A 20,222-nucleotide genomic window follows, 5' to 3' on the forward strand; every position below is an offset into this window, starting at 1 on the left:
ATGCGCGGTATCGTTCAGCGGCCGTTGCAGTCTGTCTCGAACAGGCGTGCCGCGACGGGCATGGCCATCCTCGCGCTGGTTGCCAGCGTGGGGCTCGTCAATCTCGGCCTGTCGGCCGGCGTCCGCGCCAGCAACGAAGCCGGGACGTCCTACAAGCTCGCGCCCGGCGACCGGCTGACGGTCACCGTGTTCGGTCAAGCCGAGCTGTCGGGTGACTTCGTCATCGACGGCGACGGCGAGATCCTGCTTCCGGTCGTGGGGCCGGTGGCGGTTGGCGAACTCAACGCCGCTCAGGCGCAGCAGGCCATCTTCGAGCGTCTGTCGGATGGCGTGCTCGCCAAGCCGACGGTCAGCCTAAGGGTCAGCGAATACCGGCCCATCATGGTGGTCGGCGACGTCAAGACGCCCGGCAGCTACGCGTTCCGGTTCGGCTTGTCGGTCAAGGCGGCGATGGCGATCGCAGGTGGCGAGGGGCAGCCGGGCAATCAGCGGGTGACCCGGATGTCCGATTTCCTGCAAACGGACGAGCGGGTTCGTCTTTTGGACAACCGGCGCAGCATCCTCGCCGTCCGCAAGGCGCGCCTCGAGGCGCAACGGGCGGAGTCGCCGGACTTTCAGCTGCCGAAGCTCGTCGGGATCGGGCTGAAGGAAGACAAGTTCGAAACCATCTACGCGTCCGAGGGCTACGCGTTCAGCGAGTTGACGCAGGCGCATGAAAAACAGATGGCGGTGCTCAATGCACAGCGGCCTCGGCTCGAGGAACAGCTGAAGGCGGTCAATGAGCAGCTCACGAGCGAACGCCAACGGCTTCGGCTGGGACGCGAGCAGTCGGCCGAGCTCGCCGATTATCTCAAGCGCGGCTCGCTGCGCCGGACGGTCTACAACGATCAGTTGCGCGAGGAGGCCCGTCTCGAGGCCGACGTTTCGCGATCGGTCGCTGAGGTCGCACGGATCCAACGGGAAATCGGCGAGATCGACATTCGTTCGCTCGACATCGAGAACGCCTACAAGCGGCAGGTGACGGCCGAGCTGACGGATACCGTCCAGCAACTGCGCGAAACCGAGGTCAGTCTCGATACAGCCCGTGAGATGCTGGACTTGAGGGTGGCTGACCGGACCGACCTTTATCCCAAGAAGGCGCGGGACTACAGCGTCACGATCATCCGCACGGACGGCCGCGCGACGCGGACGTTCCGCGCTTCGGACGACACCCTGCTGAAGCCGGGTGATGTGGTCGAAGTCAAGAACACGCCTGACGAGACCATGGCCGAAATGCGGGGCAACTGACATGGAGGTCCCGACGCGGCAGGAGGCCGCCGAGGCCACGACAGGCCGCACCGACGACAAGCGTTCCGCTCCAGCCGTCTCGATGGTTGAGCATTACGAAGAGGTTCTCTACGCCACCCTGCGCAATCTGTGGCGGCGAAAGTTCCTGGTGTTGTCGGCAGCGGTGCTGGCCGGTCTCGCCGGGATTTTCGCGCTCATGGTTCTGCCGAAGACCTACACGGGCGAGGCCTATATCCAAGTGGCGTTCTCGTCGACCGATGCGAACCCTGGCGGCGGCGTGACGATCGATGCGAGTTCCGTGGTGGAAACGCGCTCGCGCGTGATCAAGTCCCAGCAGCTCGCACGGCGGGTGGTCGATCTCGTCGGGCTCCAGCGCTTGGATCCGGAAATCGGCGATGGCGCGATTTCCAGTTGGCTGCAGGCCCTCGTGGTCGGCCGCGCCGGAATGACCGACGCTTATGTGAGGGATCGGGCGGCCAGCAAGCTTCTGCGCATGCTCACGGTCCGGACGGAGCCGCGGGCCTATCTCATCACGATCGGCGTTTCAGCCAGTGATCCGGAGCTGGCCGCCGAAATCGCCAACGCGTTCGTTGTCGAATGTCTCAGAGAAGCGCAGCTGCAACGGCTGTCCGAGCAGCTCGCGCGGGCGCGGGGAGCGCTGGCCCAACAGGCGGGAACGTTCGGCAAGAAGCATCCGAACTTCATCTCGGCGACGGCGGCCGTGTCCGACCTCGAGGAGCGCCTCGCGCTGCAAAAGAAGGCCGCCGCAGACGAGATCATCGGGCTCGAGAGTGTGACGCTGGCCGAGGCCAACGCCGTTCCGTCGGCGCCCAATCCGACGATCCTGATCGGCGGAATGGTGTTCCTCGGCCTCGTGCTCGGGTCGCTCGCCGCCATTATGTTCGACGGTCAGATGCTGCGCTTCGGTTGGGACAAGATGCGGCTGGCTTCGCTGATTTCGCTGCCCCGGTCCACGTCCCCTTAGGACCCAGGCTTCCTCGCACCTTTCGAGCCCGGCGCGCATGGTTGGCAGTAACGAGTTCCGGGACGGTCCACGCTCTCTCATGGGCGATGCGTTTATGCTCGCGCTGGGCGTGCTGCTGGCGGGCTACGTCGTGTTCGGCCGCGTGTTCGCGGGGATCGGCGTCGCGCCGCTGTTCGTGGGCGAGCTGACGCTGATGTTGGGGCTCTTCGCCTTCCTGTTCTCGTCATCGGTGCTGGCGAGCCTTGCCTCCGTCCCGACATTCCTGCTCTCGCTGCTGGTCTGCTGGACCATCTTTTGTACCGCGCCCTATGTCGGGGAGTATGGGTTCGACGCGCTGCGCGATAGCGTGATCATCATGTATTCGCTGTTCGCGTTTGCCGTCGCCGGGCTTCTGCTCGCCAAGCCAGGGCGGCTGTGGGACGTGCCGGTGTTTTTGCGCATGCTCACGTCGGTCTTCGTGCCGCTCGCGCCAGCGCTGCTGCTGATAAGCGATCGCGGAGCGTTCGGCGACCAGGGCGAGGCGGCGCTGATCCATATCAAGCCTGGCACGACAGCCGTTCATCTCGCGGCGGCGGCTCTGCTCGCATTGCTGGGTTTCCGTCGCGCCGGTGTCTTTTGGACGCTTCTGCTGCTGGTCGCGATGGCGATCGCCGCCTCCGTGAACCGCGGCGGCATGCTGGCCATGATGGTCATGCTCACGATCGGCCTCGTGGGCAGCGGACGGCTGCGCGAATTTCGCAAGATCCTGCTGGCGGCCGTCGTCCTGATCGCGGTCGCCTACGCGCTGGACCTCTCCATCCCGACCTACCGGGAACGCGATGTGGGCGTGAGGCAGCTCGCGGACAATTTCATCAGCATCTTCGTGTCGGGCGACCAATCGCTGGAAGGCACCAAGTCGTGGCGCATGACGTGGTGGAAATCCATCATCGACTACACGTTCAATGGGCCCTACTTCTGGACTGGAAAGGGCTTCGGCGTGAATCTCGCCATCTCGGATGGCTTCCTCGTCGGCGTGAAGGAATGGCCGAACTCGCCGCTGCTTCGCAGTCCGCACAACGGTCATCTGAACATCCTCGCGCGCACTGGCGTGCCGGGCCTCAGCCTCTGGCTTTTGACGCTGGGCACGTGGGCCTTCGCCCTGGTAGCCGGCATGATCCGCGCCCGGCGGCGGGGCGACGAGACCTGGGCGCGGCTGTTCCTACTCATCCTTTGCTATGGGACGGGGCTTCTCATCGACGCGAGCTTCGACGTGACCCTCGAAGGTCCCATGGCCGGCATCTGGTTCTGGAGCATTTTCGGCACCGGTGCGGCGGCGACGATGATCTACCGGGCCAAGATCTCAGTGCTGGCGCCGCGTGGCCTCCCGAACGGTTCGGAGCCGGTCGCCGGGCCCGCGTGATGCGTCCTACCTCTCATCGTGCCGCGCTCGTGGTGCTATGCGGTCTCATCGGCATCCTGCTTCCGGCCGCCGGTGAACCGCCGAAGCCTGCTTGCCCGGCCGGGGCCATCGCCGTCGCGCCCGGCCAATCGCTCCCCGACATCATCGGCGGGGCAGCCGAGGGCTCGGCGTTTTGCCTGAAAACCGGAACGCACCGCGGCGGCAGGCTGGCGCCCAAAGACAATCAGAAATTCTATGGCGAGCCGGGCGCGGTGTTGAGCGGGGCCATCGTGCTGGGCAGCGCGCGGCAGGACGGCACGCTGTGGGCCGTCGGCAGTGCGGTCCGCGCGCAGGGGAGGCACGGCACGTGCCTGACGGCCTTTCCCGACTGCGACAAGCCGAAGATCCTGTTCCTGGGCGGCCGGCCTCTGCGGCAGGTCGGCAGCCGCGATGCGGTGACCGCGGGCACCTTCTATCTCGATGTTTCGAGCGGCACGTTCCTGTTCGCGGACCAACCGGCAGGTCCGCTCGAAGCCGCGGTTCAGCCGGTGGCGTTCGTGAGTCCGGCGCGCGACGTCGTAATCGCAAATCTCGTCGTTGAGAAGTTCGCGACCCAGGCCCAAACGGCGGCCGTCGAGGGGCGATATGGAACGAATTGGACGATCGACAACGTCGAGGCCCGTCTCAACAGCGGGGTCGGGATTTCCATCGGCTCCGGGGGCCGCATTTCGAACAGCCGGGTCCACCACAACGGGCAGCTCGGCATCGGCGCGAGCGGCAAAGACATCGTCATCGAAGGCAACGACATCAGTCAGAACAATACGCACGGCTTCGATCCCGCATGGGAAGCCGGAGGGGTCAAGGTCACCAACAGCGATCATGCGAGGTTGATCAACAATCACGTTCACGACAACGCAGGCCCGGGGCTCTGGAGCGACATCAACTGCCGCGCCAGCCTCTACGAAGGCAACACGGTGGAGGGCAATGCGGGGGCGGGGATTTTCCATGAGATCTCCTTCGCCGCCGTCATTCGCAACAACATCGTGCGGCATAACGGGCGGGCTCCCTATGCCTGGGTTTGGAACGCGGATATCCAGATTGCCGCCTCCGAGGACGTGGAGGTCACCGGCAACGACATCACCGTCAATGCCGGCGGCTCCGCCATCGTTCTGATCGACCAGGGCCGCGAGGCCGTTGCGCCGTGGACCAAACCCTACGAGACCCGCAACAATCACGTGCACGACAATCGAATCTCGTTCGAGGGCGGCGGCACCGCGGGCGGCGCTTCCGACGTGGCGGCCGGGGCGCCGAATTTCGGCATCATCGCACGCGGCAACAACCGCTTCACGCAGAACGCTTATCGCGCGCCGGCCGGAGCCAAGCTTTCATTCGTCTGGGGCGAGCGGGCGACGGATTGGACGGGGTTCCGGGGGCTTGGCCAAGAGAGCAATGGGACGCTGGTTTTGGATGCAGCGGGACGCTGACCTTGGACGCGGGGGACGCTGTTTTGGATGCAGCGGTACGCTGTTTTGGACCCAGCGGGACGCTGGCCCCTTGGATCGCGCGCCGCTGCACGCCGTCGGGTCCCAATGGGGGTAGCCCTTCGTGACCGCAGCCTTCCATCGGCTCACGTTCTCACCCCTTTGCGCTGAACGCGCGGGGTGTGTTCCGTGCACCATTTCTGAAGCCCCTGTTTTGAAGCCCGTGTTTCTGAAGCCGATGGGGGGGCGTCCAACACAATCGAAGGACTTGGAGCCGCTCGGCAATGCGTAAGGACCCTCGCCTGGCGATTGGAATCCCCGTTTACAACGGGGAGGCGTTCCTTGACGAACTGCTCAACGATTTGCGCGGCCAAACCTTTTCAGACTTCGAGATCGTCATTTCGGACAATGCGTCGACCGACAGAACGGAGGCGATCTGCCGGGCGCACGCCGCCGCCGACGAGCGCGTCAAATACTTCCGCGCCGACATCAACCGAGGTGCGAACCCCAATTTCGACCGGGCCTTCCGGCTCTCGCGCGCGCCGTATTTCATGTGGGCGGCCCACGACGACCTGCATGACAGCACGTTCGCGGAAAAGTGCGTGGCGCTGCTCGATGCCAACCCGGACGTCGTGCTCGCCCATAGCGGCGTGCGGTACATCAACGCCGCGGGACAGACCATCGAAGCCGCGGACGACAAAAGCGCGTCCGGGGCGGAGCTGAAGCGCGACAGCATTGCGTCAGGCGAGGCGGACCATCCCGTCGTCCGCTTCGCCGACGTGCTCTTTTCCAACTCGTACTGCCATGAACTCTACGGCGTTTTTCGCAGATCGGCGCTCGAACAAACGAAGCTGATCGACCGCAAGTACTACGCTTCCGATAAGGCGCTGCTGCTCGAGATGACGCTGCTCGGCCGGTATTTGCATGTCCGCGAGCCGTTGTTCATCAAGCGCTACCACCAAGGCATGTCCGGCGCCCTATCGATGGCAGAAGCCAAGAAGTGGGCGCACTCCGGTGACGGCGTCTACTCCTGGCGGCTTCGCAAGCTCGCCGACTATCTCTCGACGCCGCGCGGCAAGCCCATCGGCACCCTCAGCAAAGCGGCGTGCCTCGCGCTCGTGTTCGCCAGCGCAGCCCGGATCCTATCGATCGTGACATTGAAACGGATCGGCCTTTTTCCGGCGGTCGACGAAGTCAAGGCCGCGGCGCTCGGCGCGACCCCTCACGCGAGCCGGTCCGAAGACGCGGACGAAACGGGCCTGAAAGCTCAAAGGATTTCGACATGAGAGCCGGCATACTCAAGGAAGCGGATATCGCGGCGCTGGACGAGGGGACGCGGAATTTCCACCCTTCAGATCGCAATCGTTTCCGGCTCAAGCGGTTCTCGCGCTTCATGCGCCTGGTCGACCAGGTGCTCGCCGAAAAGGGACGCTGCCGAATTCTCGATATCGGCGGCACGGTTTCCTACTGGCAAGCCATGGGATGGGATGCGCGGGACCCCCGTATCACTGTCACGCTCGTCAATCTCGAGGCGGAGCCTGCGTGCGCCGGGTTCGAATGCCTCGCGGGCGACGCGCGGGCGCTGCCCTTTGCCGATAAATCCTACGATCTCGTGCATTCCAATTCGGTGATCGAGCATGTCGGGCGCTGGCGCGATATGGTCGCCATGGCCGCCGAGGTGCGCCGGCTTGCGGATCACTACTTCGTCCAGACTCCCTACTACTGGTTTCCGATCGAGCCGCATTTCCGCTTTCCGTTCTTTCATATGCTGCCCGAGCCATGGCGCCTGACGCTCGTCAGGATGCGCAGTTGGGGCTTCCATCCGCGCGCTCACACCATCGACGAAGCGATGGACATCCTCGAGAACGCGTGGCTGCTCGATCTCAGGCGATACAAGAGCCTGTTCCCCGACGCCGACATCGAATTCGAGCGTGTGCTGCTGCTTCCAAAATCCATGATCGCCACCCGATAGAAATCGCGTGTCGCGGCGAGACGTTGCTCGCGCTTCGCGGCTTGACGATTTCGCGCGAAGCGCTCTGTTCCCGCTTCCGTTTGTCACATCAAAAAACGAAGGGGGTACCGCGGCTTGTCCGCTCTCCCTAAGCCTACTCCTCCCAAAGCGCCCTGCGGGCGTTGCGCACCTCTGCGTAAGGTCAGGTCAGCGTCAATCGGGAGATCATCATGACATTCGTCGATTGGGACAATGCGGAGTCCATTCCGCATGCCAGCGGCGCGTTCAGCCCACCCGAACGCATCCTCGCCGGCTCTCCGCTCAGTCTTCCGCTCGCCGCGTGCGATGTGGCGGTTGCCTTGGTGGCAGCGATCGCGCTTGTGGTGTCAGGAATTTCCGTGATGTCCGCCGCGCTCGCCGCGCTGCTGCTCGTTGCCATTCACTGGCGCTTCGGCCTGTACCTCACGGACGACCCGGCGCCATCGCGAGAAGCCAAGGGGCGCGTGCTGGCCACGGCCGCGTTTGCGGCCGCGATCCTGTGCACGGAGACGGCATTCGCACTTCTGCATCACGCGCCGAAGTCCGTAGCCACGTTCGTTGCGGCGGGTGTCATCGTGGTCTGCGTCTTCCTGGTCGGCTTCTATGCCGAGCTGGCCATTCGCTGGGCGATAGGCAACAGAGCGTCCGACGAGCAAATCCCTCGTGACCAATCGGATGTGGGGCATGACGCGAGCGGGTCGCTCAGCCGGCGCGTGAAACGCGCGGTCGACCTAACAGCCGCTCTGCTGCTCGCGATCGTTGTTGCGCCGATCGTCGGGATCGCCGCGGTGCTGATCAAGATTTCCGATCCGGGGCCGGCCTTCTTTTGCCAGACGCGCATCGGCCACGGCGGGCGCCTGTTTCGCATGTACAAGCTCCGCACCATGTACTGCGATGCGGAGCAGCGGCTGGATAAGCTTTTTGAAACGAGCCCGGAGGCCAGGCGCGAATGGGACACCCATTGCAAGCTTTCGCGTGATCCGCGCGTGCTGGGTGGGATCGGAAGTTTTTTGAGGCGCTCGAGCCTGGATGAGTTTCCGCAGCTGTTGAACGTCATCAAGGGCGATATGAGCCTGGTTGGTCCCCGGCCGTTTCCCGCCTACCACGTCGAGCGGTTCGATCCGGCCTTTCAATCGTTGCGTGCGAGCGTGGTGCCAGGGCTAACCGGCCTCTGGCAGGTCAGCTCGAGGAGTAACGGCAACCTTCATACCCAAGAAATTCAGGACACGTATTATATTAAGAACTGGTCGCCTTGGCTTGATCTGTTCATTCTTCTTAAGACTTTGCCCGCGGCCCTGCTGGCCCATGGGGCGCACTAAGTCTTTCGCCGTATTGTCACAATTAATGGTAGTTTCCGGCGGAGAGGTACCACCGAATATCCGGCGGTCCTTCATCTGTTTACTTACGTTAGTTAAAGGTATAATTAGAACCGTATCGCAGTGGTACCGTTAGCTGCGTCGATACTTTCCGTAAGAATTGATAATCGGTACCAAGATCAATCCTCTCGAAGTTTACGATCAAGCCTCTCGAAGCAGAGGCAAGTCACAAACATACTTAGGGAGACGGGGGGCGATAGCGCGCGAGCTTCGGAGTTGAGGCAGTGAAGAGTGTTATCCCCGTAGTCGTGACACACCCGTGTACGTTATTTCGCGATGGGTTGCGTCACATCCTAGCCGGCACGCGATTTCGCACGATGCACTTGGCCGAAGAGTTCGATGAAACGGTCTTGCGCCATTTGTCGTCGAATGGACAGTGTCTCTGGCTGATGGGCCTCGCCGAGGGCCATTCGCCGAATTTTGAAAATATCATCAAAGTCGTGACCGGCTCGACCGGCTCCAAGGTCGTGGTGCTGTCTCAGCTCCGCGACGGCAGTTGCGTGTTGCCCGCCCTGAACGCCGGCGCATCCGGTTTTCTCGACGACAACATCAACGGCGAACGCCTGGTAAAGACCCTCGAGGTCATCGTACTTGGCGAGACCGTCGTCCCCGCCGAATTCTTCAAGTTGGCGCGGACAGCCGTCGATATGTCGATCCCGAGATCGCGGGGCACCATCCAGGCGCTCTCGCCGCGGCTCAGTTCCGACAGCAACGGCCATTCCAACGGCAACGGCCATAGCAACGGCAACGGAAATGGCAATGGTCACGGCCATGGGCCCACGCTGCTGTCCGCGCCTACGATCGCAAGCATCCCGCCCGGGGTTGTCGATGACTTAGGCCAGCATCACGTCGGCGCGCAGGTCGTGGAGAAGCTTTCGAACGCATGCGTTGGGATCGCGGACGCCAGAAGCCTTTCCAAGCGGGAGGAGGCGATCCTCCGGCTGTTGATGGAAGGCGGATCGAACAAGATGATTGCCCGCCGCCTCGTCATTACCGAGGCGACGGTCAAGGTTCACATCAAGGCAATCTTGAGAAAGCTGCGTCTCCACAACCGGACGCAGGCAGCGATGTGGGCCTACAACCACCTTCAACACCCGTCGGCTGAAGGGAACGGATCGACCGATCCCGTGGAGAAACAGCCGCTGACACATCTGAGCCGGGAGCGCCACTGACTGGCTGCCGTTTCCGGCTCAATTGACGTCACGTCGTTCAGTCGTTGGGATCAAGGGCCGCTAGAGTCCTGTTCGCGGCGCGGCGCGGGGCGGCGAGGGTTATCCGTCGTGGGCGGTATGACCCGTTGTTCCGCGTCGAGAGGTCGGTTGTTTCGGATGCGCGCTTAGACGCGCTTAGAGAGGCAGCGGGACTGGCGTCGAATTGCGGATCGCCAGCGATCCCGCCTTGGCGTGCCTTGGGTGTGCGGCCTAGGGTTTGCGACGGCCGCCACTCAGCCGTTTGCGGCGATCTCGAGCCGTTTATACATCTCCCATGTGCGCGTCCCATGCGGGCGCTAGAAATGCGCGCGTCACAAGGATGCGCGTATGCGCGCCGCCCATGCGCGCTTCATTCCTGTGCGCATCGGGCGCACGCGCGTTACCCATGTACGCGCCGGAACGCTTCCGATGGCAACTCGCCAAACATCGATTTGTAGTCGCGGGCGAAGCGTCCGAAATGCCAAAATCCCCAAAGCGCGGCCGCATCCGCTACAGAGGTCGCGTGCCTAATGGCGCGTCGTGCTCCATTCAGTCGAACGGCACGCAGATAGGCGGACGGGCCGATGCCCAGAGTTTCGAGGAAGCAATATTGCAATGCCCGGCGGCTCACGCCGACGCTTCGGCACAGCTCCTCCACTGTTATGGCGCCGCCGTCGTGTCCTTGGGCTGCCAGCTCGCGCGCCTGGCGGACGATGCGCGACCGGCGCGGCTCAGGCACCGGATCGCCGGCGTCGGCTCGCTCGAATGCCAGCGCGCCGGCGAGCGCGCTCGCAATATCGCGCGTCATGGCCGATAGGCGGTTGGGGGCGATGGCGATTGCGGGAGATTGCGTGAGCTCGTCGCAGACGTGGGCGAAGAGCTGCCGCAGCCGATCCGCGCCCTGTGGCGTCACCGATCGCAGGTGCGGCTTGCCGAGGGCGTGCACCATGATCTCCTGCTCGTCGGCCGTCAGCGCGCCGTAAAAATCCTCCTCGTCGAAGACGAAGCCGGCGATGTCGAGACCGCACGGCGAGAAGAACTCGAAGGCATCGTCGCCGGAGAAGACGTGGAGCTGCGACCCGTCGCAGCGGCGACCGCAGAAGGTGGCATTGCCGCGTAGCGCCAGCGGAACGCCGACGGCAACCGTGCCCGCACTCAAGATGCCAGTCTGGTAGAGCGCGTTGCTGGTCACCTCGCGGAAGAGATGCACCCGATCGAGCGTCGCTTCCAAGAACGTACCTTGGAAGGATCCGGCTGAGATCTGGTCATACGATTGATTCCAGCCGCGCAAGAGGGCGGCCTGCTCATCGATATCGCGCGTCCGCGCGATGCGCACGGGCTGCTGGCCAGCGGGCGGCGGCTGGTTCGGTTGAGGCGCGTTCTCGGCTCGGTTCGACAAGATCGTGACGCCGCTGTGTTGAAACACGAGACCGCCGGGTGCAACGACCGCCAGGTCCCCTTGAACTAAAGTCGACGGCAGGCACGACCTGCCAAAAATGGATAGACGACATAGTAGCGCAGTTCTAGCGTCGATCGCTACTGCGCTTGATGGCGGCCGATGCCAGGTCGTGGCACCACACAAAGAAAATATAATTCAAGGGGATTCCCATGGAGACGTCTGGCCATTCCGGAATTGAATACGACAAGGTCGACAAGGATTACTTCGAGAAGCGGCAGTTGAAGCGGGGTGCGGCCGGACCATTGCTGCTCATCGGATTGGGCATCGCCTACGTCATTTCCGGCGACTATGCCGGCTGGAACTTCGGCCTCGCCCAGGGCGGCTGGGGTGGATTGATGATCGCATCGGTCTTGATGGCGATCATGTACACCTGCATGTGCTTCGCCCTTGCCGAACTTGCGACCATCGCTCCGACCGCGGGCGGCGGCTATGGATTCGCCCGTCGCGCGTTCGGTCCCTGGGGCGGCTTCCTAACCGGCACCGCGATCCTCATCGAGTACGCCATCGCTCCTGCGGCGATCGCCGTGTTCATCGGCGGCTACATCAAGTCGCTGTTCGAGATCGATGTCTCGCAGTGGCTCGTGTCGGCCGTCTTTTTCGGCATCTTCCTAGGCATTCACATCTACGGCGCAGGCGAAGCATTGCGACTGATCTTCGGCATCACGGCGTTGGCGGTGATCGCGCTCGTCGTCTGGATCTTCGCCATGGCGCCCTTTTTCGACAGCGCGAAGTGGTTGGACATCGCCGTCAATCCGGACGCTGCCGGAGCTTCGCCGTTTCTGCCATTTGGCTATCTCGGGATCTGGGCGGCCATACCCTTCGCCATGTGGTTCTTCCTCGCCATCGAGGGCGTGCCGCTCGCGGCAGAGGAAACGAGCGACCCGAAGCGCGACCTGCCGCGGGGGCTGATCGGCGGCATGTTCGTTCTGCTGGCGTTTTGTGCGCTGATCATGATCCTTGGACCCGGCGGTGTCGGCTCCGAGGCGCTCAAGGCCAACACCAATCCGCTGGTGGCGGCACTCGAGCATCCAGCGACTTACGGCGGACCGACGTGGATTTCGAAGTTTGTGAACTTCGTTGGCCTCGCCGGCCTTATCGCGAGCTTCTTTTCAATCATCTATGCTTATTCGCGTCTGGTGTTCGCCATGTCGCGGGCGGGCTACCTGCCGCGCGGCCTGTCGCTGACCAACGCGCGCCAGTCCCCATGGGTGGCGCTGATCGTTCCCGGTATCGCCGGCTTTCTGCTGTCATTGAGCGGCCAGGGCGATCAGTTGATCCTGATGGCCGTGTTCGGCGCGACGATTTCATACATCCTCATGATGGCCTCCCACATCAAGTTGCGCCTTGCTGAGCCGGATTTGCCGCGTCCGTATTCCACGCCGGGCGGCGTGCTGACATCGGGCGTCGCACTCGTGCTGGCCTGCATCGCCTTGGCGGCGGTGTTCGTGGGAGACACGAAGATGGCCATCGGCGGTCACGCGATCAGCGTAGCCTTCCTGTCGGCCATCGCCTATGCGATCCTCGTCGCCTACTTCGCTATCTATAGCCGCCACCACCTTGTTGCGGCCGCTCCAGGCGAGGACGCTCCATTCTGAGTTATAGTCCTAGGTCAGCATCTATCGGCGAGCGAACATCATGAGCTATGTGCAAACTGTCGGCGGACACCGCTTCGTCTTCGAGACCCTCAAAGTGCTGATGGCGAAAGCCACTCCGGCGCGCTCGGGGGACTATCTCGCGGGAGTGGCGGCGGGTGACGACGAGGAGCGGGTGGCGGCTCAAATGGCGCTCGCCGACGTGCCGCTGCCGGTGTTCCTCGCCGAGCACGTCGTGCCGTACGAAACCGATGAGGTCACCCGCCTCATTATCGACGATCACGATGCGAAGGCGTTCAGCGTGGTTTCGCATCTGACGGTCGGCGGTTTCAGGGACTGGCTGCTTTCGGACGCGGCAACGGAAACGTCGCTTGCCGCGCTCGCACCCGGACTGACACCGGAAATCGTGGCGGCCGTGTCCAAGATCTGCCGGGTGCAGGATCTGGTTCTGATCGCGCAGAAATGCCGGGTCGTTACGAAGTTCCGCAACACCATCGGGCTCAAGGGGCGGCTGTCGACGCGCCTTCAGCCCAACCATCCGACCGACGATCCGACCGGCATCGCCGCCAGCATCGTCGACGGGCTGATGTACGGCAACGGCGACGCGGTGATCGGGATCAATCCCGCGACCGACAGCATTGCCGCTGTCACGACGCTGATCGAGATGCTGCACGAGATCATCCAGCGCTACAACATCCCGACCCAGTCGTGCGTGCTGACGCATGTGACGACGAGCATCGACGCCATCAATCGCGGCGCGCCGCTCGACCTCGTGTTCCAATCCATTGCCGGCACACAAGCGGCCAACAGCAGCTTCGGCATCAATCTCGCGATGCTGCAGGAGGGTTATGACGCGGCCCAAAGCCTGCAACGCGGCACGGTCGGAACCAACGCCATGTATTTCGAGACGGGGCAGGGCAGCGCTCTTTCGGCCAACGCGCATCATGGCGTCGACCAGCAGACGCTCGAAGCGCGCGCTTACGCGGTGGCGCGCAAGTATCGCCCGCTGCTCGTCAACACGGTCGTCGGCTTCATTGGCCCCGAGTATCTCTACGACGGCAAACAGATCATTCGCGCCGGGCTCGAGGATCATTTCTGCGGCAAGCTGCTCGGCGTGCCGATGGGGTGCGACATCTGCTATACGAACCATGCGGAAGCCGACCAGAACGACATGGATACGCTGCTGACGCTGCTCGGTGTGGCAGGCATCACGTTCATCATGGGCATTCCCGGCTCGGACGACATCATGCTCAACTATCAAACGACGTCGTTTCACGACGCGCTCTATGCGCGAAAGGTTCTCGGCCTCAAGCCGTCGCCGGAATTCGAGGCCTGGCTGCTTCGTGCGGGCATCTTCGAGGAGGGCGCCGAACTCAAGCTCGCCGACACGCTGCCGAAGCCCTTCCAGCGTGCGCTCGCGCATCTCCACTAAAGCTCCTGCATCATCGAGGCGCCCATGTCAGACGAGCCGAAGCCCATCGTCGTCTCCAATCCCTGGAGCAAGTTGCGCCAGTATACGCCGGCGCGCATCGCGCTCGGCCGGTCGGGGACAAGCCTGCCGACCAAGCCGCATCTCGAGTTCCAGCTGGCGCATGCGCGGGCTCGCAATGCCGTGCATCACGAGATCAATATCGGTGCGCTCGAAGCGGCGCTTCAGGCGCGAGGCAACGCCACGCTGGTGGTGCACAGTGCGGCCGGCAATCGCCCCGTCTATCTGCAACGGCCCGACAAGGGCCGGCGGCTGGATGAGGCTTCGCGAGACGCGCTCGTTGCCGCGCCGAAGCCAACCGTGCCCTACGACGTCGTGTTCGTCATCGGTGACGGCCTGTCGTCGTTCGCCATCGAGGAGAACGCGGCCGCGTTCCTCGACGTGATGACGCCGGCGCTCGCGGCTTCCAGCTGGAACATCGCGCCGCTCGTGCTCGTCAAGGAAGCGCGCGTGGCCGTCGGCGACGAGGTGGGCGAACTTCTCGGCGCGGCGATGGTGGTGGTGTTGATCGGCGAGCGGCCGGGCCTCAGCTCGCCGGATAGCATGGGGATCTACATGACCCTGAACCCACGGGTCGGACTGACGGATGAATCGCGCAATTGCATCTCGAACGTCCGGCGAGAGGGTCTCTCTTACGAAGGCGCGGCGCACAAGTTGCTCTATCTGATGACGGAAGCGCGCAAGCGCGGACATTCGGGCGTGCAGCTCAAGGACGAGGCCGAGGCGCTGCCCAGCACGCTGACCACGTCGGGCGAAAACTTCCTGCTCGGTGCAGACTGAAGGGACTGAGGCTGGGGAAGCCCGGATCCTCGTTTCGAGAGCGCTGGGGCGTCGCGCCGAGGCGTCGCTGCAACATTTGATGCCCTTGCCGTGGCTAACGACGTCGGCGCCAAAACTTCAGCCCGGGATTTTCCCTCTGAGCGGTCAATGGAAGAGCTGCGCCCGCGGCCGGACGTTATTCCAACCGCCGGCCTTCAGATGACATTGAACGCGCCTGTGAAAAATTCGTGATTCGGGCGGCGAGACAGTTCTGATCGCTTTCGGGTCCGGTATTGGTGCGCAGCCATCATTCCAAATTGGACGCTTCGATGCCGTGTGTCGCGCTTTTTCAAAAGCGACGGTTCAACCCGTTGCGGCCCGCACTATTTCGGCGCTTGCGCTCGCGTAATCGTTCCGCGCATGGGGCGAAGATTGCTCGAAAAGACGAGCGCGCCGAACGATAAAATCATCATCCATAGGTCGAATGACAAAGAATATTAACTATTATTCGTCAAATTTATCTCAACTGAATCAACCTGTTCTTGGTCTGACTAAATCCATTTTAGTAGCATGTGAAAGTCGTTGCGCGCCGGTGTTGATCGGGAAACAGGTCGATTATGGCGGGGCTTTTCCGGAAAGGATTGGGGGACAATTCCTTTCCGGGTTCAAGCAGCGGCATTTGCAATGAGATGAAGATTCGCGGCGGCGCTGGCCGACGTTTGTGAAGGGGGGATGATCATGAAATCCGTTTTAACGGTCGACGATTCGCCGAGCATTCGGCAGATGGTCAAGCTTGTGTTGAGCCAGGCCGGCTTTGAGGTGCATGAGGCGGCCGACGGCATCGAAGGCCTCGAGAAGGCCAAGGCCAAGCCCGTACAGATGATTGTCACCGATCTCAACATGCCGCGCATGGACGGCATCACGCTGGTGCGTGAGTTGAGGAAGCTGCCGACCTACAAGGGCGTGCCGATCATCCTGCTCACGACCGAGTCCGACGAGAACTTCAAGAAGCAGGCCAAGGACGCCGGCGCCACCGGCTGGATCACGAAGCCGTTCAAGCAGGAGCAACTCATCGCAGTTGCTCAGAAGGTTCTGGGCAAATAGCGCCATGAGCCAGATCGATCTCAACGAAACCTTCCGCAACGAAGTGTCCGAGCTGCTCGACCGGCTCGAGCAGTCTCTGCTGGATCTCGACAAGAGCCCGGCGGATCAGGATCTCGTCGACAGCGCCTTTCGGGCCCTGCACACGATCAAGGGTTCCGGCGCCATGTTCGGCTTCGAGCATGTGGCGGGCTTCACGCACGAGTTCGAGACGCTGTTCGATCGCATCCGCAAGGGCGAGGCACGCATCAGCGGCGACGTGATTTCGATCTCTCTGGCCGCGAAGGACCATATCCGTTCGCTCGTTGATCGGCCGGACACGGCCAACGAGGCCGAGGGCAACGCGATCCTCGCGCGCCTGCATGCCGTCACCAGCGGCGGAGCGGCTGCGCCGGCCGTCGTCCTGCCCACGGGCGGGGCCAGCGCGGGCGCAGGCCGGAAGCCCGACCTCGCCACCTGGATCATCCGGATACGCTTCAAGCGCAACGTGCTTCTCAACGGCGCCAATCCGCTTCTGCTGCTCGAGGAGCTGCGCGGGCTGGGTGAATGCCATGTCGATGCCGATGTGACCGAGGTGCCGGCGCTCGAAAGCCTCGACCCCGAGCAATGCTACGTGTCGTGGACGGTGCGCCTGACGACGTCGGCAACGCGCTCCGATATTGAATATGTCTTCGTCTTCGTGGTCGACGAGATGGATCTCGACATCGAGCGTGTCGACGGGGACGACGCCGAAGTGTTGCTTGCGTCCGGTTCGGCCTCGCCTGCCGGGACGAACACGGATCCGGCGCGGTCGACGGCCAAGGAAGTCTCGGCCGATCGCGCGGTCGTGCGACCCTCCAAGCCCGATACGACGATCCGGGTGCAGGCCGAACGCCTCGACGAGCTGATGGACCGCGTCGGAGAGCTCGTGATCATGCAGGCCCGCCTGGCGCAGATCGCCGAGCGAACCAGCGACACGTCGATCCGCTTGGTTTCCGAAGAGATCGCGCGCCTGACGCATGGCCTCAGGGATACCACCATGGGAATCCGTCTCGTTCCCATCGGCTCGCTGTTCACTCGCTTCCGCCGCCTGGTGCACGATCTGTCGCGCGATGTCGGCAAGCCGCTCGAGTTCGTCACCTCAGGCGAGGAAACCGAGCTGGACAAGACCGTGGTCGAGCGTCTCGCCGATCCGCTGGTTCACATCATTCGCAACGCCATCGATCATGGCCTCGAAGACCCGGACGGCCGCAATAAGGCCGGTAAGGAGGCCGTCGGCCGCATCATGCTCAGCGCGCGCCACGCGGGCGCCGAGGTGCTACTGACGCTCACCGACGATGGCCGCGGCCTCGACCGGGATCGCATTCGCAACAAGGCGATCGAGCGCGGTCTGATCGAGCCCGAAACCGAAATCTCCGACGCTGCTCTCTTCCAATACATCTTCCATCCCGGCTTCTCGACCGCCAAGGAGGTATCGGAGCTCTCCGGCCGCGGCGTCGGCATGGACGTCGTCAAGCGGTCGATGGACGAGATGCGCGGCAAGATCGATCTGGCGTCCACGCCTGGTCAGGGCACGCAGGTCACACTGCGCCTGCCGCTTACGCTGGCCATCATCGAAGGCCTGCTCGTGCGCGTCGGGCGTGGGCGCTACATCATTCCGCTGTCCGCGGTCGAGGAATGTGTCGAGCTCTCCGACAGCGCCGACAAGCGCTCGAAGGGGCGAAACTTCCTCAATATCCGTGGCGATCTGGTGCCGTTCATGCGCTTGCGGGAGCTGTTCGACTCCCAATCGCCGCCTGACCTGCATCAGAAGGTCGTCATCGTTTCTGCCGGTGAGACCAAGGTCGGCCTCGTCATCGACCAAATCATCGGCAGCCACCAGACGGTCATCAAATCGCTCTCCAAGCTGCACGCCGATGTCGGCACCTTCTCCGGGGCCACCATTCTCGGAGACGGGACGACGGCGCTCATCCTCGACATCGCCCACGTCGTCGAACTCGGCCAGTCGCGCGAGCGCGGCTTCGCTGCCAACCGGAGGGCCGTCGCATGACCACCGCTTCATCCATCGCAGGCACGGAACTCGGTACGGAGTCCATGCAGGTCCTGATGGTGGCCCTGCAGTCGGAATTGTTCGCCGTCGATGTCGGGCTGGTCCGGGAAATTCTCGATCCGGTCCCCGTTACGGAGGTCCCCGGCGAACGGGGCTTCCTCAGCGGCATCATCAACGTGCGGGGCAAGGTGGTGCCCGTCGCGGACCTGCGCAAGCGGTTCGACATGGAGATCGCCGACACGAGCATCGATACGCGCTTCATCGTCACCGAAATCGATTTCGATGGTGTGCCGACGCTGATCGCCATTGTCGCGGACAAGGTTCTGGAGGTCACCGAGATTCCAGCGGCCTCCATGGAGGAGGCCCCGAAGATCGGCATGCATTGGCGTCCGGAGTTCATTCGCTTCATCGGCAAGTGGAAGGACGATTTCGTCGTCGTTCCCAACATGGAACGTATCTTCAACTGATCAGTCAGGCACGAGCGAAACTGCTTCTCCAGAATCGGGACATAGACCCATGCGCTTCACCATCAAGACCAAGTTGATTTTAGCCTTCGGGCTTATCATCGCGTTCATGTCCGGCATGGCGATGTACGCGATTTCCAGCCTTTCCGAGTCGAAAATCAACCTGGATGAGGTGGTCGACGACTACGCCAATCGTCTCAAGGTTGTTCAACACCTCAACATCCTTTCCCTTCAGATCATTCGTTCGCAAAAGAACATCATTCTTGCGACGTCTCCGGAGGAGATCAATCGTTACCGCCAATCGTCCGATGAAGATCGCAAGTCGTTCGAGACGCTGCGGGCGGAAATGGAGACATCGGCAGCTGCCGATCGGAAGCCCTACTGGGCGAATCTGAAAACCGCCATGGACGTTTTTGACCGGGATGACGATCAGGTCATCGCTCTGGCCCGTGAGGGCAAGGTGGCCGAGGCGTCGGCCCTCTCTTCGGGTGCGACGCGAGTCCACGCACAAGAGCTCGTGGCGATGCTCGATGAAGGGGTTGTGGCAAACGTCGAGCGGATGCAAGCTGCCAAGAAGGGTGCCGACGACGAATACAATACTGCCCGTACGCTGCTGCTCACGATCGTCGGCCTGGCGTTGATGACCGCCATCGGCTTTGCAATCTGGATCGCCCTGACGATTGGCCGCGGCTTGAGCCGTGCCAACGCCGCTGTCAGCAGAGTCGCTGACGGCGATCTCACGGACACCGTAAAGATCACGAGCAACGACGAGATCGGCGACATGTTGGCCCAGGTCAACGTCATGATCGAGCGGCTGCGCACGATCGTGGGCGAAGCGCTCAGCGCGTCCGACAACGTGTCTTCGGGCAGCCAGGAACTGGCGGCGACCTCGGAACAGTTGGCGCAGGGTTCCGCCGAGCAGGCTTCGTCCTGCGAGGAAGCTTCCTCGTCGTCCGAGGAAATGGCCTCCAACATCAAGCAGAACGCGGCCAATGCCGGCGAGACGGAACGTATCGCCCGCCAGTCGGCCAAGGACGCCGAGCTGTCGGGTGCGGCCGTCGGCCGTGCGGTCAACGCGATGCAGACGATCGCCGAGAAGATCACCATCGTGCAGGAAATCGCTCGCCAGACGGACTTGCTCGCGCTCAACGCGGCGGTCGAGGCGGCGCGTGCCGGCGAACACGGCAAGGGCTTCGCGGTCGTGGCATCGGAAGTTCGCAAGCTCGCCGAGCGCAGCCAGGCTGCGGCGGCCGAGATCGGCACCCTCTCGAGCGACAGCGTGAAGGTGGCCAAGGAAGCCGGCGGCATGCTGGAGAAGCTGGTCCCCGATATCAAGCGCACGGCGGAGCTGGTCGAGGAGATCTCGGCGGCCTGCCGCGAGCAGGACGTGGGATCGGCCCAGATCAACCAGGCGATCCAGCAGCTCGACAAGGTGACGCAGCAGAACGCGTCGGCCTCGGAAGAGATGTCGGCGACGGCCGAGGAATTGGCCAACCAGGCTGACCGCCTGCAGGAGACCATTGCCTTCTTCCGCGTGGAAAGCAGCGCGGCGGGCCGGTCCTCCGGGCGCAAGGCCAAGGCGGCCGCAAAGCCCGAAGTCCACAAGCAGATCGCCAAGGCGCAGGGGTTCCAGCGTCCCAAG

15 protein-coding genes and 2 pseudogenes (1 of these 17 cut by a window edge) are annotated in these 20,222 nt (G+C 63.1%); 16 read left to right on the forward strand and 1 reads right to left on the reverse strand.

The genetic code is table 11. The features are described 5' to 3' along the window. The 8 genes from ACTIFK_RS11495 to ACTIFK_RS11530 all read left to right on the forward strand — a co-directional run bounded on the left by ACTIFK_RS11495 (position 1) and on the right by ACTIFK_RS11530 (position 9,669). Positions 1–1,287 (forward strand): polysaccharide biosynthesis/export family protein, encoded by a 1,287-nt coding sequence (locus ACTIFK_RS11495; RefSeq protein ID WP_439543209.1) that lies wholly within the window; start codon positions 1–3, stop codon positions 1,285–1,287. Between the two features lies 1 nt (position 1,288). Further along, positions 1,289–2,272, forward strand: a complete 984-nt coding sequence (locus tag ACTIFK_RS11500) for a Wzz/FepE/Etk N-terminal domain-containing protein (RefSeq protein ID WP_439543210.1) — start codon at positions 1,289–1,291, stop codon at positions 2,270–2,272. Between the two features lie 37 nt (positions 2,273–2,309). Further along, the gene (locus ACTIFK_RS11505) at positions 2,310–3,671 is read left to right on the forward strand and encodes an O-antigen ligase family protein (protein WP_439543211.1); all 1,362 of its coding nucleotides are present in this window, start codon (positions 2,310–2,312) and stop codon (positions 3,669–3,671) included. Continuing rightward, positions 3,671–5,134 (forward strand): right-handed parallel beta-helix repeat-containing protein, encoded by a 1,464-nt coding sequence (locus ACTIFK_RS11510; protein WP_439543212.1) that lies wholly within the window; start codon positions 3,671–3,673, stop codon positions 5,132–5,134. Before ACTIFK_RS11505 ends, ACTIFK_RS11510 begins: the two co-directional genes overlap by 1 nt. A 281-nt stretch (positions 5,135–5,415) precedes the next feature. Then, a complete protein-coding gene (locus ACTIFK_RS11515) occupies positions 5,416–6,417 on the forward strand; it encodes a glycosyltransferase family 2 protein (protein WP_439543213.1) in 1,002 nt (333 codons plus the stop codon). Continuing rightward, positions 6,414–7,103 (forward strand): class I SAM-dependent methyltransferase, encoded by a 690-nt coding sequence (locus ACTIFK_RS11520; protein WP_439543214.1) that lies wholly within the window; start codon positions 6,414–6,416, stop codon positions 7,101–7,103. The genes ACTIFK_RS11515 and ACTIFK_RS11520 overlap by 4 nt, the downstream gene beginning before the upstream one ends. A 209-nt stretch (positions 7,104–7,312) precedes the next feature. Beyond that, entirely contained in the window at positions 7,313–8,440 is a 1,128-nt protein-coding gene (locus ACTIFK_RS11525; protein WP_439543215.1) for a sugar transferase, read from the forward strand. Between the two features lie 374 nt (positions 8,441–8,814). Then, positions 8,815–9,669, forward strand: a complete 855-nt coding sequence (locus ACTIFK_RS11530; protein ID WP_439543216.1) for a response regulator transcription factor — start codon at positions 8,815–8,817, stop codon at positions 9,667–9,669. Positions 9,670–10,087: 418 nt separating this feature from the next. On the opposite strand, the gene ACTIFK_RS11535 is transcribed toward ACTIFK_RS11530, so the two are convergent. Then, complete coding sequence (locus ACTIFK_RS11535) at positions 10,088–11,113, reverse strand: helix-turn-helix domain-containing protein (protein ID WP_439543217.1); 1,026 nt, start codon at positions 11,111–11,113, stop codon at positions 10,088–10,090. A 182-nt stretch (positions 11,114–11,295) separates the two neighbouring features. Here ACTIFK_RS11535 and eat point away from each other — a divergent pair, with 182 nt between their 5' ends. The 8 genes and pseudogenes from eat to ACTIFK_RS11575 form a co-directional block, all read left to right on the forward strand. Beyond that, positions 11,296–12,741, forward strand: coding sequence for an ethanolamine permease (gene eat / locus ACTIFK_RS11540; protein ID WP_439543218.1), 1,446 nt, complete (start codon positions 11,296–11,298; stop codon positions 12,739–12,741). A gap of 40 nt (positions 12,742–12,781) precedes the next feature. Beyond that, positions 12,782–14,170 carry an ethanolamine ammonia-lyase subunit EutB gene (locus ACTIFK_RS11545; protein WP_439543219.1) on the forward strand — a complete coding sequence of 463 codons (1,389 nt, stop codon included), beginning with the start codon at positions 12,782–12,784 and terminating at the stop codon, positions 14,168–14,170. Positions 14,171–14,194: 24 nt separating this feature from the next. Then, complete coding sequence (gene eutC, locus ACTIFK_RS11550) at positions 14,195–15,007, forward strand: ethanolamine ammonia-lyase subunit EutC (RefSeq protein WP_439543220.1); 813 nt, start codon at positions 14,195–14,197, stop codon at positions 15,005–15,007. A gap of 717 nt (positions 15,008–15,724) precedes the next feature. Further along, positions 15,725–16,090 (forward strand): response regulator, encoded by a 366-nt coding sequence (locus ACTIFK_RS11555; protein WP_439543221.1) that lies wholly within the window; start codon positions 15,725–15,727, stop codon positions 16,088–16,090. Positions 16,091–16,094: 4 nt separating this feature from the next. Beyond that, positions 16,095–18,116 (forward strand): chemotaxis protein CheA, encoded by a 2,022-nt coding sequence (locus ACTIFK_RS11560; protein ID WP_439543222.1) that lies wholly within the window; start codon positions 16,095–16,097, stop codon positions 18,114–18,116. Continuing rightward, positions 18,113–18,583, forward strand: a complete 471-nt coding sequence (locus ACTIFK_RS11565; protein ID WP_439543223.1) for a chemotaxis protein CheW — start codon at positions 18,113–18,115, stop codon at positions 18,581–18,583. Before ACTIFK_RS11560 ends, ACTIFK_RS11565 begins: the two co-directional genes overlap by 4 nt. A 49-nt stretch (positions 18,584–18,632) precedes the next feature. Further along, positions 18,633–19,151 (forward strand): annotated as a pseudogene (locus tag ACTIFK_RS11570) (MCP four helix bundle domain-containing protein); the annotation flags it as partial. 126 nt (positions 19,152–19,277) lie between these two features. Further along, positions 19,278–20,222 (forward strand): annotated as a pseudogene (locus ACTIFK_RS11575) (methyl-accepting chemotaxis protein); its annotated part runs 210 nt beyond the window's last position; the annotation flags it as partial.

It is taken from the genome of Hyphomicrobium sp. (assembly GCF_051860585.1).
Lineage (GTDB): Bacteria > Pseudomonadota > Alphaproteobacteria > Rhizobiales > Hyphomicrobiaceae > Hyphomicrobium_C.

Coding starts and splice junctions, on each gene's coding strand:
- ACTIFK_RS11510 (WP_439543212.1), top strand. CDS start 3,671: ATGCGTCCTACCTCTCATCGTGCCGCGCTCGTGGTGCTATGCGGTCTC.
- ACTIFK_RS11525 (WP_439543215.1), top strand. CDS start 7,313: ATGACATTCGTCGATTGGGACAATGCGGAGTCCATTCCGCATGCCAGC.
- eutC (WP_439543220.1), top strand. CDS start 14,195: ATGTCAGACGAGCCGAAGCCCATCGTCGTCTCCAATCCCTGGAGCAAG.
- ACTIFK_RS11560 (WP_439543222.1), top strand. CDS start 16,095: ATGAGCCAGATCGATCTCAACGAAACCTTCCGCAACGAAGTGTCCGAG.
- ACTIFK_RS11555 (WP_439543221.1), top strand. CDS start 15,725: ATGAAATCCGTTTTAACGGTCGACGATTCGCCGAGCATTCGGCAGATG.
- ACTIFK_RS11520 (WP_439543214.1), top strand. CDS start 6,414: ATGAGAGCCGGCATACTCAAGGAAGCGGATATCGCGGCGCTGGACGAG.
- eat (WP_439543218.1), top strand. CDS start 11,296: ATGGAGACGTCTGGCCATTCCGGAATTGAATACGACAAGGTCGACAAG.
- ACTIFK_RS11505 (WP_439543211.1), top strand. CDS start 2,310: ATGGTTGGCAGTAACGAGTTCCGGGACGGTCCACGCTCTCTCATGGGC.
- ACTIFK_RS11500 (WP_439543210.1), top strand. CDS start 1,289: ATGGAGGTCCCGACGCGGCAGGAGGCCGCCGAGGCCACGACAGGCCGC.
- ACTIFK_RS11530 (WP_439543216.1), top strand. CDS start 8,815: ATGCACTTGGCCGAAGAGTTCGATGAAACGGTCTTGCGCCATTTGTCG.
- ACTIFK_RS11545 (WP_439543219.1), top strand. CDS start 12,782: ATGAGCTATGTGCAAACTGTCGGCGGACACCGCTTCGTCTTCGAGACC.
- ACTIFK_RS11515 (WP_439543213.1), top strand. CDS start 5,416: ATGCGTAAGGACCCTCGCCTGGCGATTGGAATCCCCGTTTACAACGGG.
- ACTIFK_RS11565 (WP_439543223.1), top strand. CDS start 18,113: ATGACCACCGCTTCATCCATCGCAGGCACGGAACTCGGTACGGAGTCC.
- ACTIFK_RS11495 (WP_439543209.1), top strand. CDS start 1: ATGCGCGGTATCGTTCAGCGGCCGTTGCAGTCTGTCTCGAACAGGCGT.